Here is a 13,591-nt window from a genome sequence, read left to right as displayed (position 1 = left end):
CGCCTCAGGACCACCAGTCAACGGCTCCCACACAACCCGGTACCGCCACCCGTCAATCAACCGCCGGCCCTCACGAGCCCGCCGCCACTCCACCAACGCCGGCAGAACCCCCGCCACACCCTCCTCATCCACCCGCAAGACAGAAGCCAAAGCCGCCACATCACCCCGCTGCACCACCTAAACCCACCATCCACACCCCCCACCGACACACCCCGCACCACCGGCCAGAACCGCTGACGCTGAAACGGATAGGTCGGCAACTCAGCCCGCAGCGCGATGGCCCCGCCCACCGCCACGCCCATGGCCTCGGCCGGGCCGGTACTCGCACCGAGCAGCGTCGGCCAGTCCACCGCTCCGCCGTGTACGTGGACGCCCGCGACTGCGGTCAACAGTGTCTGCGGCTCATCCCGCTCAGCTCGCAGCGCGGGTAGCCACACGTCCGTGTCGGGGTCGGCCATCGAGGTCAGCGTGCCGTCCGGGCCCAACTCGAGGAAGACACCCACCCCTCGCTCACGCAACGCGTTCACCGCATCGTGATAGCGCACCGTCTGGCGGGCATGCACCAGCCAGTACTCGGGATCGGTCACGTCCGCGCCCGGGATGCCGGACACCACCGGGATGGTCGGCTCCCGCCACACCACCCCGGCTAACACGTCGGCGAACTCGGCCAGCATCGGTTCCATCAACGGCGAATGGAACGCGTGACTGACCTTCAGCTGCCGGGCTTTGCCGCCGCTGTCTCGCCACTGCCGCGCCAGGCCCAGCACCAGATTCTGGTCACCGGAGATCACCGTCGAGCGGGGACCGTTGACCGCCGCGACGCCCACCAGATCGGTGTGCCCGGCAATCAACTCCTGCGCCTCGACGTCACTGGCGGTCAACGCCACCATGGCACCACCAGCAGGAAGCGCCTGCATCAACCTGCCCCGGGCGGCCACCACCGCCACCGCATCAGGCAGACCCCACACCCCAGCCACATACGCCGCGCTCAACTCGCCGATCGAGTGTCCGGCCAGATACTGCGGGGCCACCCCCCACGAGTCGAGCAGCCGGTACAACGCCACCTGCACCGCGAACAACCCCGCCTGGGTGTACATCGTCTGGTCCAGCAGCCGTGGCTCGCCCGCGACCACGTCCCGCAACGGCCGCTCAAGATGCTGGTCGAAGTACGCGCACACCTCATCGAACACTTCAGCGAACACCGGATACGCCTCATACAGGCCCCGGCCCATCCCGAGCCGCTGGCTGCCCTGCCCGGAAAACACCACCGCCAGACGACCAGACCCCGCAACCCCGGCAACCACCCCCGGCGCCTCGACACCAGAGGCCAACGCCTGCAACCCGTCCACCAACACCGACCGATCCTGACCGAGCACCACACCCCGGTAGGTGAACCCGATTGCCCGGCTGTCCACCAACGCCCGCCCCACCACCACCGGATCCACCTCAGGCTGGTCGGCCACAAACCCCGCCAGCCGCTGCGCCTGCGCCCGCAACGCCACCTCAGACTTCGCCGACAACAACCACGGCACCATCCCACCCGGCAGCGCCAGCGGCTCATGGCCCGACTCCTGGTCCGGGGCCGCCGGGTCAGCCGGTGTGCCCTGCGGCGACTCGATCGGTTCGGTCTCGTCCGGGATCTGGAGCGGTTCGGGTTCTTCGATGATGAGGTGGGCGTTGGTGCCACTGATCCCGAACGACGACACCCCAGCCCGCCGCGGCCGACCGCTGACCGGCCACGGTGTCGCCTCGGTCAGCAACCGCACCGAACCGGCCGACCAGTCCACATGTGACGACGGGGCGTCCACATGCAATGTCCTGGGCATCAAACCGTGCCGCATCGCCAGGACCATCTTGATGATCCCGGCAACACCTGCGGCCGCCTGGGTGTGACCGATGTTCGACTTCACCGACCCCAACCGCAACGGCTGCCCCGCCGGCCGATCCTGACCGTACGCGGCAATCAGCGCCTGCGCCTCGATCGGATCACCCAGGGTGGTGCCCGTACCGTGCGCCTCCACCACATCCACCTCGCCAGGCGACAACCGCGCGTTGGCCAAAGCCTGACGGATCACCCGCTGCTGCGACGGCCCATTCGGAGCACTCAACCCATTCGACGCACCATCCTGATTGACCGCGCTGCCCCGCACCACCGCCAACACCTGATGCCCCCGCCGACGCGCATCCGACAACCGCTCCAACACCACAACGCCGACACCCTCACCCCAACCCGTACCGTCAGCGGCGTCCGCGAACGGCTTGCACCGCCCATCGGCGGCCAACCCGCCCTGCCGGGAGAACTCCACGAACGCCCCCGGCGTGGCCATCACCGTCACACCACCGGCCAGAGCCATCGAACACTCACCCGACCGCAACGCCTGCGCCGCCAGATGCACCGCCACCAACGACGACGAACACGCCGTATCCACCGACACCGCCGGGCCTTCCAGACCCAGCGTGTACGCCACCCGCCCTGACGCCACGCTTGCGCTGGTTCCGGTCAGCGTGTATCCCTCGGTTTCGGCCGGGCTTGCCGCCAACTGCATGGCGTAGTCGTGGTACATGAGGCCCACGTACACGCCGGTGTCCGACCCCCGCAGCCCCGACGGGTCGATCCCCGCCCGCTCCAACGCCTCCCAGGAAACCTCCAACAACAGCCGCTGCTGCGGATCCATCGCCACAGCCTCCCGCGGACTGATCCCGAAGAACCCCGCGTCGAACATCCCGGCCCCGGCAAGGAATGTTCCGTACCGAGTCTCCGACCCCTGCCGACCAGGGCCGTGCAGCGCCGTCAGGTCCCAACCCCGATCCGCGGGGAACTCACCCACCGCGTCAACACCCTCGACCAGCAACCGCCAGAACCCGTCCGGGTCATCCACCCCACCCGGATACCGACACCCCATCCCGACGATCGCCACCGGCTCGTCGAGCGCAGTGGCTGCGGCGACCGGTTCGGTTGCCGGTTCTGACAGCCCGTCCAACCGGCGCTGCAGGTATCCCCGCAGTGCCACGGGAGTGGGGTAGTTGAACAGCAGGGTGGTCGGCAGCCGCAGCCCGGTCACCGCGGTGAGTCGGTCACACATCTTGATGGCGGCGTACGAGTCGAAGCCCTGTTCCCTAAAGCTCCGGTCAGCGTCGACATCCTGCGCGTCGGCATGACCAAGCACGGCGGCCGCATGGGTACGGATCAGGTCAAGCAGGTGCCACTGGCCGCCGCCCTCCGCCGGCTCGCTTCTCACACCGGCTTCACCAGAGTGGTCCCGCATCGCGGAGCGTTCCGTCTCGGCAAGTCCGAGCGCAGCCGCGCTGGCCTTCATGTCGTGGCGCTCGACCGCGTCCTGGGACTGGTTGATCGGGGCGACAGCGCGGCCAAGAGGCTCGGCCAGGGTGTCCGGGAGCCAGTGGCGCTGACGCTGGAACGGGTAGGTAGGCAGCGGCACGCGTCGAGGCACGTCACCGACAAAAGTCGGGCTCCAATCGATGGCGACACCGGCGACGTGCAGGGCGGCCATCGAACGCAGCCACCGGTCCCGTCCGCCGTCGTCACGACGCAGAGTGCCGGCCACCACCAGATCCTCACCGGCCTGCTCCACCGCCATCGCCAACACCGGATGCGGACTAACCTCCACGAACGTCCGATGACCGGCCTCGGTCAGCGTCTGAATCACCTCGCCGAACCGGACCGTGTGCCGCAAGTTCCGATACCAGTAGCCACCATCAAGACCAGCGGTATCCACCAACGCCGCTTCCAGCGTCGAGTAGAACGGCACCTGCCCACTACGAGGCTGCAGACCGGCCAGATCGGTGTGCAACCGGTCGCGGATCGCCTGCACCTGCGGCGAATGCGACGCGTAGTCCACCGCGATCCGACGGACACCCAACTCCGCGTGCGCCTGGACGAACTCCTCACACGCGGTCGTGGTACCGGAAATCACCACCTGCGCCGGACCGTTGACCGCCGCCACCGACAGGTCCCCACCCCACCCGACAATCAACTCCAGCACCTCGTCCAGCGGCGCAGGCACCGACACCATGCCCCCCGACCCCGACAACGCCACAATCGCCCGACTCCGCAACGCCACCACCCGCGCCCCATCCGCCAACGACAAAACACCAGCCACACACGCCGCCGCGATCTCACCCTGACTGTGTCCCACCACCGCCGCCGGAACCACACCCACCGAACGCCACAACTCCGCCAACGACACCATCACCGCCCACGACACCGGCTGCACCACATCCACCCGACCCAACAACACCGGATCAGCCAACGCCTCCCGCAACGACCAATCCACAAACGGCGCCAACACCTCCGCACACCGACCCATCGCCTCCGCGAACACCGGCTCCACATCCCACAACGCCACCCCCATCCCCACCCACTGCGCCCCCTGACCCGGAAACACAAACACCGGACCCAACCCAGCCGGACCAGCCGCGACACCCCGCACCACCACCGACGAAACATCCACATCCCGCAACCCCGCCGGATCCTGCAGCCCGGCCAGATCCTGCAACCCGGCCAGGAGGCCGTCCACATCTGCGGTCACCACCACCGCCCGGTGCGCGAACACCGACCGGGCGGTGGCCAGGGTCCAGGCCACATCCCGGACCGAGAGCTCCGGCTGCTCGGTCACGAGCGCCCGTAGCCTCATCGCCTGCTCACCCAACGCCCGGGCCGATCTCGCCGACAGCGGCAGCGCCCACGGCGCCGACTCCACCGGCCCGCCGAGCCTGACACCCTCCGCGACCTCAGCGTCGGTGACCTCGCTGACGACGACGTGGCAGTTGGCGCCGCCCATGCCGAACGAGCTGACGCCCGCGACCAGCGGCCGGCTGGGTTCCGGCCATCCGGCGGTCCGCGTCTGAACCTGGAGGTTCTGTTCCTGCAGCCGAACCCACGGACTCGCCTGCCGGAAGTTCAAACTGGCCGGAATCTGACGGTGGTAGATCGCCAAGACCACCTTGAGTAACCCGGCGATACCCGCAGCGCCCTCAAGATGGCCAATGTTCGTCTTGACCGAGCCCACCCGCAGCGGGCCATGAGCACGGCGGGGCCTGCCCACGGCCGCGCCCAGCGCGGCCGCCTCGATCGGATCACCAACCTTCGTGCCCGTGCCGTGCAACTCCACATACTGAATGTCTGCCGCCTGCACGCCCGCGCGTTCATGCGCGAGCCGAATGACCTCCTCCTGCGCGGAGGCACTAGGAACCGTCAGACCCTCACTTACCCCATCGTGGTTGACAGCGCTACCGCGAATGACGCAATACACGTGGTCACCGTCGGCCAACGCCTGCCGTAACGGCTTCAGGACAACGACCGCACCACCCTCGCCACGCACGAACCCGTTGGCCCGGGCATCAAACGTGAAACAGCGGCCATCCGGCGACAACGCCCCGAACCTCGACAACTCAACGGCAGCCTCTGCGCTGAGATTAAGAACAACCCCGCCAACAATCGCGCTGGAACACTCACCACGACGCAGACTTTCACAAGCCAGGTGAACAGCGACCAACGACGACGACTGGGCGGTATCAACAGTGATACTCGGCCCAGTCAACCCGAACACATACGACACCCGATTAGCGATCATGCCACGCTGCAAACCAGTGGTGCTGTGCTCAGTGATCGCCTCCACCCCGCGCCGACGCGCCACGGTGGCGTAGTCATCCTTGTTCGCACCGATGAACACCCCGACACGGGCGCCCCTGACTCGCTCCGGCACGATGCCGGCGTCCTCAAGCGCCTCCCAACCCAACTCCAGCGTCAGCCGCTGCTGCGGATCAACTGCAGCAGCCTCCCGCGGCGAAATCCCGAAAAACCCCGCATCGAACTGATCAACCCCGGCAAGGTAACCCCCATACCCCGCACCCAGGGCCGGACTACCCGGGTCGACCGCAGCAACGCCCCACCGATCAGCAGGAGTAGAAGAAATCCCGTCCAACCCATCACGCAACAAGGCCCAGAATGCTGCCGGACCAGCCGCGCGCGGCAGCCGACACGACACACCGACAACGGCAATCGCACTATCCTGACCCCGAAAGGCCTCAGACATCGCTGAAAATCTCAAACATCGCCAACCTCAGATATTCTCATCCACACAGCGGAAAACACGAACCAGCGGCCTGGAAGTGAGCCTGCCGGTGACACCCCGGCTGGGCTCACACAGCCACCCGACCTACATGTGATCTTCGATTACGGACCATCAGGTCAACGCCACGCGGTCGGAGTCTTGACACTGAATCGTTTGACGAGACGTCATCAGCAATGATTCGGCAGGTGGGGCACGTGAAGACCTCCGGCGAATGTCCTTGAGGATCAGCCACCGGACCCGATCGCGGAGGAATGGTGCAGCGATGCGGCGGTTCGATCCACGCCCACTGGTGAGCGCCAATCGGCCGTATCGTGTAGCGAGTTGAGCGAAAATGTCGTGCGCGATGCCCTGATCTTGGCATATTTCGTCGCCATGGCCTCGATCGAATTCGAGCCCATCCGGCAGGCGGCAGAGCCGCCGTCAACTGGAGACGTCGAGCCGGTTGCCGACGGTCAGACTGACAGCGATCGGGATACTCGGGCCTTCGATGATGATATGACGTTTCGAGCCGGTTTCGACGCTGTCGCCCTATCGTGGGTCGCCCTTCTGATCCCACACGTACGAATTGTCGAACAGCGCCTGCACCCAGTCGAGCATGTCCGCAGCATGCGGATCGGCCGGCAGCACCTCGTGTCACCATTTTGATCCCAGCGGGCGGCACCACTGCGCGTGCCGGGCGACAGCGGCCCGATCCAGTCCCAGAACCCGTCCAGAATCATCCATAGCAGCTGGTGGCCCTTTCACATGGCAAATCCACTATGGGCCGCCGTCTACAAAAGACTGGTGATCCCAGATCGTCGTGTGAGGCGATCCATGAGGTGTGACAGACCCGTTGATTGCCTGGGCGGCCGTTCACATGAACCGCTTACCTCCCCGGGGAAGCGTCTACTTGAGGCCGGGGCCGCGTTGGCACAGCCGACTGCCCCAACCTGGCCGGGAAGACACGTCGAGGTGAACGATGACGAGGCATCGATGATCCTTCCCCCGTAGAAGTTTTCTTCACCGGAACGGCTTCTCCATACACGATTCTCAATATCCGCGCACCCTGTCAAGCGTCCGGCGCAACGACCGCAATCACGAAGAAGGGACGCGAGGACGCGGCCGGCCGATCGTGTCGTTCGCCGCTACCGGCGAGTTCGGCTGGCTCTGACCGCCGGTCCGGACCAGCGGACAAAGCCGGTGGCGGCAGACGCGGCCGCGCCCGTCGCGTTCGCGGACCAGGTCGTGCGACGCCCACACTGTCACGTTCGACATCGGGATCCGCAGCCCGTCGCCGGTCACCCTCAGCACCGACTCCTTACGCGTCCAACAGTGGAAGAATGCCTGGGTCCGGGCCCTCCGGCCGTGAACAGCGCGGAAGTCCGCGCGCTGGGCGTCGCTGAGCACCAGCCCCAGCATGCTGTCGACGTCGACGTCGGCGATCACCTGCCCGACGTCTACTCCGACGGCTGCGTCCGCGCACAGCGCGACCGCCACCATGTCGCCGGCATGCGTGCGGGAGCCGTTGAGCGTGCTTCCGACGACCTCAGGGTGCCCGTGCGGACCTCGGCAGTCCGGACACTCGCGGCGAAGCTTGACCTTCCGCGGATCGTCATCGGCCGACTCGGCAACCGTGGCCTTGAGGAGCGCGGTTGCCGTCGTGAGCCGTCGTCGCGCCGCGACCCGGCGGCGGGACCCGGCGCGGGCCCACTCCGATTCGCTGAGCGGGTCCTCGCACCAGTCGTGGGCGTCGGCCGGGTCGATGCACCGCTTGTGGCAGTCGATCGGGGCGACCGCCGCGCCTGCTGGTCTGGCCTTCCGGCGGCCACGGAGGAACTGGCCGTTGAGGAACGCGGCACGTGGAGACGACCGACAGCGCCGCTGCCGGGTCCGACGGGCCGCGTTCAATCGGGTGCAGGACCGCCAGCGCCGGGCGTCGTCCCGGCGTGAGAGCGCCTGGAACGGATTCGTACGGGTTCTCGGCCCTCGAAGCCGATGTCGGCAAGGTCGTTCGCACTCACGTTCTGCCTGCAGCGGCTTGAACCCGTGTCCGGGAGGCGTGCGACATGGCCTGGCTCAGAGTGGCCGCCCGCGCGTCCGTCCCTGACGCCATGGATCCGGCGCCTTGCCGGTTCGTCGCAGCTCCTTGATCCAGCCGTTGGCGATCTGCCGGGGAACCGAGTAATGCTCGGCGACCCTCGCCGCACTCCCCATCTTCCAGTACTTGACGGGGAAGTCGGGCGGCATGTCGCTGACGTGCTTACCGACGCGTCCGGGTGGCACCTTGTCCGCAGGCGCCGACATCCGCCCTCCGTCGAATGGTTGCGCAGGTTCGTCTCGTTCCACGTCATGTCCGTCAACGATGTCTGGCACCGAGCCAGCGGTTTCCGCCTCTCCAGACAGCCGAAACGCGATCTCGACAATCTGTCGAAAGTCCAGCTCAGCCAGCGTCTGCGGCACAGCGGAACCATCGTCGTCAGGCCGTACCGAAATCTCCCGGAGGGTAGGGCCAGTTGAGGCCAGGTCCACAACGACCTTTATCTGCCCGCTGCCGCCAACCTGCTCAACTGTGATGAGGTACTCGCTCATCAAAGCTCTCCTCTATGCGGTGAGCCCGACCACGGGCAGCACACCGTTACGATGGCTTACCGTCCAGCTTCCGCAACCGGCCTACCCAACCCTTCGCGGTGTGCCGCGGAACCCCGTAGTGTTCGGCGACGCCGGTGACGGTACCAGCGGCCTCGTACACGGCCCGGACTTCTTCCGCATCGGGCATGCGCCGGTAGGCGCGGCCCGACCCGGTCCCCTGATCGCGCGTTGTCTCTGCCGGTTGCGCTGCGGCAAGCCGGCCATGATCCGCCGAACCGTCAACCGACTGCTGAGTGTCGGACCGCCTGCGAGTCGTAACCCGACCGCCAGCGGGCGCGCTGGGACCAACGACTCCAGTCGCCGCGCCGGCCTCCACTGCCGAACTGCTGGCACGCGAGGCTCCCGCGCCCCTGATCAGAGCCTGCCCGATCGCCTCAAGATCTATCTCAGGCAGCGAGCTGACAGTCAAACCGGTCGGACCATTGCTGCGCATCGTTATCTCAGCGATCCGGTGCACGCCGCCGCTGGCTTCAATCCTGATCAGGAGTTGAACCGCACCAGCAACTTCATCGTCATCCGTTGATATAGCGACACGAAAGGCAGTCATCCCGACATGTTAGTCCTTCGCCTTGCGGGTGCCGGCAATGGCGTCCGCCCTGCTCATGACAGGTTTGACGGCCAGGACGAGAACGTGTGCTCCTCGACCTGTCCAGGCTGCTCGCATCTGAGCGATCGGGCCAAGGACGCGGGAATCTTGACCCTGCGACACCAGATCGCCGTCCTCGAACGGCAGATGCACGGCCCGCGCTTCGCTGGCACCGCAACCTGATCGCTGCCCGGCACGGCCGCTGCATCCGCCGCCCAGACCGATCACCAACCCAGACACGATCACCCACCTGGCCATCCGCCGACGTGACCGCCTCGGCGGAGTCCTCCACGAAGACGAGCCTGCTGCCCGAACTGCACGGACAGGGTTTCCGGCACCCGCAGCGGCGCCAGCGGGATCGGCGCCGCGACGGCGCGCCGGTTCGCCGCTGAGGACGCGGCCGGCGTCCGCGTCGCGGATCACTACGCGCGGCCGTCGCCGCGGTGGCCGTCGAAATCTGGCAGGCGAGCGTTCCCGCGCCGGCGACGCGCACCGACGTGGCGGTGGGGAGTACGAGGTCGTCGCGCTGATCGACGCCGTCGACCGGCAGCTCGGGCCGATCGACCTGTTCTGCGCCAGCGCGGGCAACGCGTTCGGCCACGGGCTGGACGCCCCGGGACCAGGACGGGGCCCTGGCCTGGCAGGTGAACGTGCCGGCCCACGTCTGCTCCGCGCGTGCCTGGCGCCCGGATGTTGGCCCGCGGCGGCGGATACCTGCTGCACACCTGCTCGGCGGCCCGGTCTGCTGGTGGCCCCGGGCGAAACGCCGGTACGCCGCGACGAAGCACGCCGCGGTGGCGTACGCCGAATGGCTGGCGGTGACCTACGGCGACGCCGGCCTTCGGGTCAGCGCGCTGTGCCCGCAGGGCGTGCGTACCCCCGTTGTCGCCGACCGGCCCCGAGGCCGGTCGGCCGCGGCGAAGGCCGTCACCGCGGCCGGCGAGCTGCTTGAGCCGGACGACGTCGCCGGCGTGGTGGTCGAGGGTCTGGCGGCCGAGCGGTTCCTCGTCCTGCCACGCCCCGAGGTGTCCCGGTACGTGCGGCACAAGGCCGCCGACCGGGATCGCTGGATCGCCGGCGCCCGCCGCCGGACCGGCTGAACCGCCGGACGGGCGGGCTGCCCGGGTCAGTGGCGGCCGGTCAGCTCGACCCGCAGCGTGTTCAGGTGATGCTGGAACGGCGAGTTGACATGCCAGTCCGGTGTCGCGTCGACCGGGCGCAGGTCCGGGAAACGATCAAGCAGGATGCGGAAGCACTCGTCCGTTTCCATCCGGGCCAGCGCGGCGCCCAGGCAGTAGGACGCGCCCATGCCGAACGCGGTGTGCCGGTTGGGGGTACGGGTGACGTCGAAACGGTCGGGTTCGTCGAACACCTCGGGGTCGCGGTTGCCGGCCACCATGGCGAGGTAGATGGTCTGGTGCGCCGCGATGGGCACGCCGCCGATCACCACCGGTTCGGTGGTGATCCGCACGACGCTCCCGCCCGGGCCGTCGCAGCGCAGCATCTCCTCCACGGCTGACGGGGTCAGCTCTGGCTTCTTCTTGAGCAGGTCGAGCTGCTCGGGGTTCTGGAACAGCAGGAGCAGCCCGTTCGCGATGAGGTGGGCCGTCGTCTCGTGGCCGGCGAACAGCAGCAGCACGCAGTTGGCGACGATCTCGTCCTCGGTGACCAGGCCGTCCTTCTCGGCGGCCGCGAACGTGCTCAGCACGTCCTCGCGCGGCTGTTGCCGGCGCTCCGCCAGCAGTGGCCGCAGGTAGTCCTGCATCTCCAGGAGGCTGCGCTGGCACCGGCGCAGCTGGGCCAGGTTGGCGATCTGAAAGACTGTGTGGATGTCCCGCGACCAGGCATGGAGCAAATCGCGGTCGCGGATCGGCATGCCGAGCATCTCGGCGATGACATTCGCCGGCAGCGGGAACGCCAGGTCCTTGACCACGTCCATCCGGCCCTGCGGCGCCACGGCGTCGAGCAGCTCGTGGGTCAACTCCCGTACCCGCGGGCGCAGCGCGTCCACTGTGGCGGGCATGAAGTACCGCTTCAACAGCTGCTGGAAGCGGACGTGGTCAGCGGGGTTGGTGTGCCCCATCCACATGTCGAGCGAGGCGCGCAGCGGCAGCAACTCGTCCTGCTCGGCGGGACTCAGCCGCCGGAGACCCTGGGCCATGTTCGCGTTGGCCAGGCGGCGGTCCTTCATCCCGGCGACGATGTCCGCGTGCCGGGTGACGAGGTACGCGTTGAGCTCCGGAACCCAGGTCACCGGGGATTCCGCCCGAATTCGGTGGAACAGGCGGGTCGGGTTTTCCAGCGCCTTGAGGGTGAACAATCTGTCCTGCCGAATCGGCCCGCTCATATCCTCCATGCAGTGATTATGGCGTGGGACGTACGCCGGCGCCATGCCCGCCCGCCGCGGGCACCTGTCGCTCGACCGGCCGGAGAACTTCCCAGCAAAGCGCAGGAAATTGGCGGGAACCAGGTCGGGGCGGGTTTCGACCAGGCCTGTCCGCCGATCATGGAAGCCCGATGATGGCGGCGATCAGGACGAGGCCGGCCCGGTAGCGGATGTGCGTCTGGCATAGCGAGTGGCCAGGTCACGCCGCCGCTTGAGGCGGCTGAAGCAGCGTTCCACGACGGTGCGCCTTTACGGAACGTAGCCGGATCGGGCTTGTCATTACTTGCCCGAGATGGTCACTGAGCTGCAATTAGGCCGCTCAGCTTGCATCGACCGCTGTAACTCTTAGCTAGTATTTGACCTGATCCACAGGACCGTCGCCACACTCACCAGGGAGGAGACCGGCACCGAGAGCACAGCAGCGGGCCCGATGCCGGATACCCGACGAATCAGTGTGGTGACGGTCAATACTTCTTCACCTTTTGCGTCACCTCTGACACCCTGCAATCGCGACATAACCCAGTGGATAGGCGGGTCGAGAGCGATGACAAAGTGTTGGCTGGTCACGGGGTGTTCGAGCGGACTCGGTCAGGCTCTCGCGGCCCGGCTCGCCGCCGAGGGCGACCAGGTGGTGGCGACCGCCCGGCAGCCGAAGACCCTGGACGGGTTGGTCGCCCGGCATCCGAACAACGTGGTGGCCGCCGCCCTGGACGTACGGGATCCGGAGCAGTGCGCGGCAGCGGTCGAGCGTGCGGTGGAGGCCTTCGGCGGCATCGATGTACTGGTCAACAACGCGGCCTACGGCCAGTTCGGCACCTTCGAGGAGGCTTCCGACGCGGAGCTCGCCGCACAGTTCGCCACCAACCTCTTCGGGCCGTGGCGGCTCACCCGCGCCGTGCTGCCGCTGTGGCGGGCGCAGCGCCGCGGGCACGCCGTCTTCGTCAGCTCGGTCAACGGCGCGGCTCCCTTCCCAGGGCTCGCCGCGTACACCGCGAGCAAGTTCGCTCTGGAGGGAGCGGCCGAAGCGCTGGCCGCCGAGGCCGGGCACCTCGGGGTCAAGGTGACCATCCTGCAGCCGGGCGGCTTCGCCACCGGTTACAGCGCCAACATGCAGATGCCGGAGCACCGTATCGCGGACTACACGCCGGTCACCGAGAGCGCGCTCCGCGCGCTGCACGAGATGAACACCTATGCGGAGATCAACACCCCCGAGCTCTTCGCCGACGTGGTCTGGCGGCTCGGTCAGATGGACTCGCCGCCGCTTCGGCTGCCGGTGGGATCCGACTCGGAGGCGTTCCTGAAGCTCGCCTACGACGCCCGACGCCGGGAGTACGACCAGGTGATCAAGGCGGGCCATCACACCGTCCCGTGAGCAGGCGCGCGAGGTGGCCTTCGCCGGCCGACCCCGCCCGGGCAGCCGGCGCCAGAGGTGAATCTGCTCGGGTGGTGGAGGACAGCGAGCAGGCCGCGCTGGCCGGGATGCGGCAGTCGGCCGAGGACGCCGGCTGCTCGCCCCGGTCGTCCGAGCACCATCTTCGACGAGTTGCGCCGTCCGGACGCCGACCGCCCCGGCCAAGCTGGCCGTCCCGGCCGTCCTGGCGACGTCGGCGGGCATTCCGGCGGCGGCGGACCCCAGGACCATGCCGACGGCGCAGTGCCCCGCCGGCCGGGCGGGGCACCCATTCGACTCAGGACTATTTCGCCACCAAGGCACAATCGAGCTAAACCGATGCAACCTGGCGCCGGCAGAGAGATTGTCTTGTCAGCCACGCTACCGAGTGTTAGCGTTCGGATACAGCTCGATCCCCCCTTCGGTCACCAATCAGGACAATGGCTTCCATCAACGCCACAAATTGCCCTGAACGCTCACTTCATGCTCGCCCGTAGGAGATTCGT

The 13,591-nt window shown here is 67.7% G+C and carries 7 protein-coding genes and 2 pseudogenes; 4 read left to right on the top strand and 5 right to left on the bottom strand.

Features of this window, described 5'->3' with window-relative positions; translation table 11 throughout:
* Window positions 1-455: 455 nt before the first annotated feature.
* Window positions 456-6,056 (bottom strand): annotated as a pseudogene (locus OG767_RS13730) (type I polyketide synthase); the annotation flags it as partial.
* 360 nt (window positions 6,057-6,416) lie between these two features.
* Between OG767_RS13730 and OG767_RS13725 the strand changes: the two are divergent.
* Window positions 6,417-6,740, top strand: coding sequence for a hypothetical protein (locus tag OG767_RS13725; RefSeq protein WP_405093737.1), 324 nt, complete (start codon window positions 6,417-6,419; stop codon window positions 6,738-6,740).
* Window positions 6,741-7,169: 429 nt separating this feature from the next.
* Here OG767_RS13725 and OG767_RS13720 read toward each other — a convergent pair whose 3' ends face one another.
* Window positions 7,170-7,574: a 4'-phosphopantetheinyl transferase family protein gene (locus OG767_RS13720; RefSeq protein ID WP_405093736.1), complete on the bottom strand. Its 405-nt coding sequence runs from the start codon at window positions 7,572-7,574 to the stop codon at window positions 7,170-7,172.
* A 576-nt stretch (window positions 7,575-8,150) separates the two neighbouring features.
* The gene (locus OG767_RS13715) at window positions 8,151-8,663 is read right to left on the bottom strand and encodes a hypothetical protein (RefSeq protein WP_405093735.1); all 513 of its coding nucleotides are present in this window, start codon (window positions 8,661-8,663) and stop codon (window positions 8,151-8,153) included.
* Window positions 8,664-8,781: 118 nt separating this feature from the next.
* On the opposite strand from OG767_RS13715, the gene OG767_RS13710 reads away from it, so the two are divergent.
* Window positions 8,782-9,246, top strand: coding sequence for a hypothetical protein (locus OG767_RS13710; RefSeq protein ID WP_405093734.1), 465 nt, complete (start codon window positions 8,782-8,784; stop codon window positions 9,244-9,246).
* A 707-nt stretch (window positions 9,247-9,953) separates the two neighbouring features.
* A complete protein-coding gene (locus tag OG767_RS13705; protein ID WP_405093733.1) occupies window positions 9,954-10,409 on the top strand; it encodes an SDR family oxidoreductase in 456 nt (151 codons plus the stop codon).
* A gap of 26 nt (window positions 10,410-10,435) precedes the next feature.
* Here the strand turns inward: OG767_RS13705 and OG767_RS13700 are convergent, their stop codons facing one another.
* Window positions 10,436-11,563, bottom strand: coding sequence for a cytochrome P450 (locus tag OG767_RS13700; RefSeq protein WP_405093732.1), 1,128 nt, complete (start codon window positions 11,561-11,563; stop codon window positions 10,436-10,438).
* A 250-nt stretch (window positions 11,564-11,813) separates the two neighbouring features.
* Window positions 11,814-11,964, bottom strand: a pseudogene (locus OG767_RS13695) (IS5/IS1182 family transposase); the annotation flags it as partial.
* 275 nt (window positions 11,965-12,239) lie between these two features.
* Between OG767_RS13695 and OG767_RS13690 the strand changes: the two are divergent.
* Entirely contained in the window at window positions 12,240-13,067 is an 828-nt protein-coding gene (locus OG767_RS13690; protein WP_405093731.1) for an SDR family oxidoreductase, read from the top strand.
* Window positions 13,068-13,591: the final 524 nt, after the last annotated feature.

Source organism: Micromonospora sp. NBC_01392, from assembly GCF_045040125.1.
Taxonomy (GTDB): Bacteria; Actinomycetota; Actinomycetes; order Mycobacteriales; family Micromonosporaceae; genus Micromonospora.
This window is presented reverse-complemented; position numbering and strand designations above follow the sequence as displayed.

Coding starts and splice junctions, on each gene's coding strand:
- OG767_RS13720 (WP_405093736.1), bottom strand. CDS start 7,574: ATGGTGGCGGTCGCGCTGTGCGCGGACGCAGCCGTCGGAGTAGACGTC.
- OG767_RS13715 (WP_405093735.1), bottom strand. CDS start 8,663: ATGAGCGAGTACCTCATCACAGTTGAGCAGGTTGGCGGCAGCGGGCAG.
- OG767_RS13690 (WP_405093731.1), top strand. CDS start 12,240: ATGACAAAGTGTTGGCTGGTCACGGGGTGTTCGAGCGGACTCGGTCAG.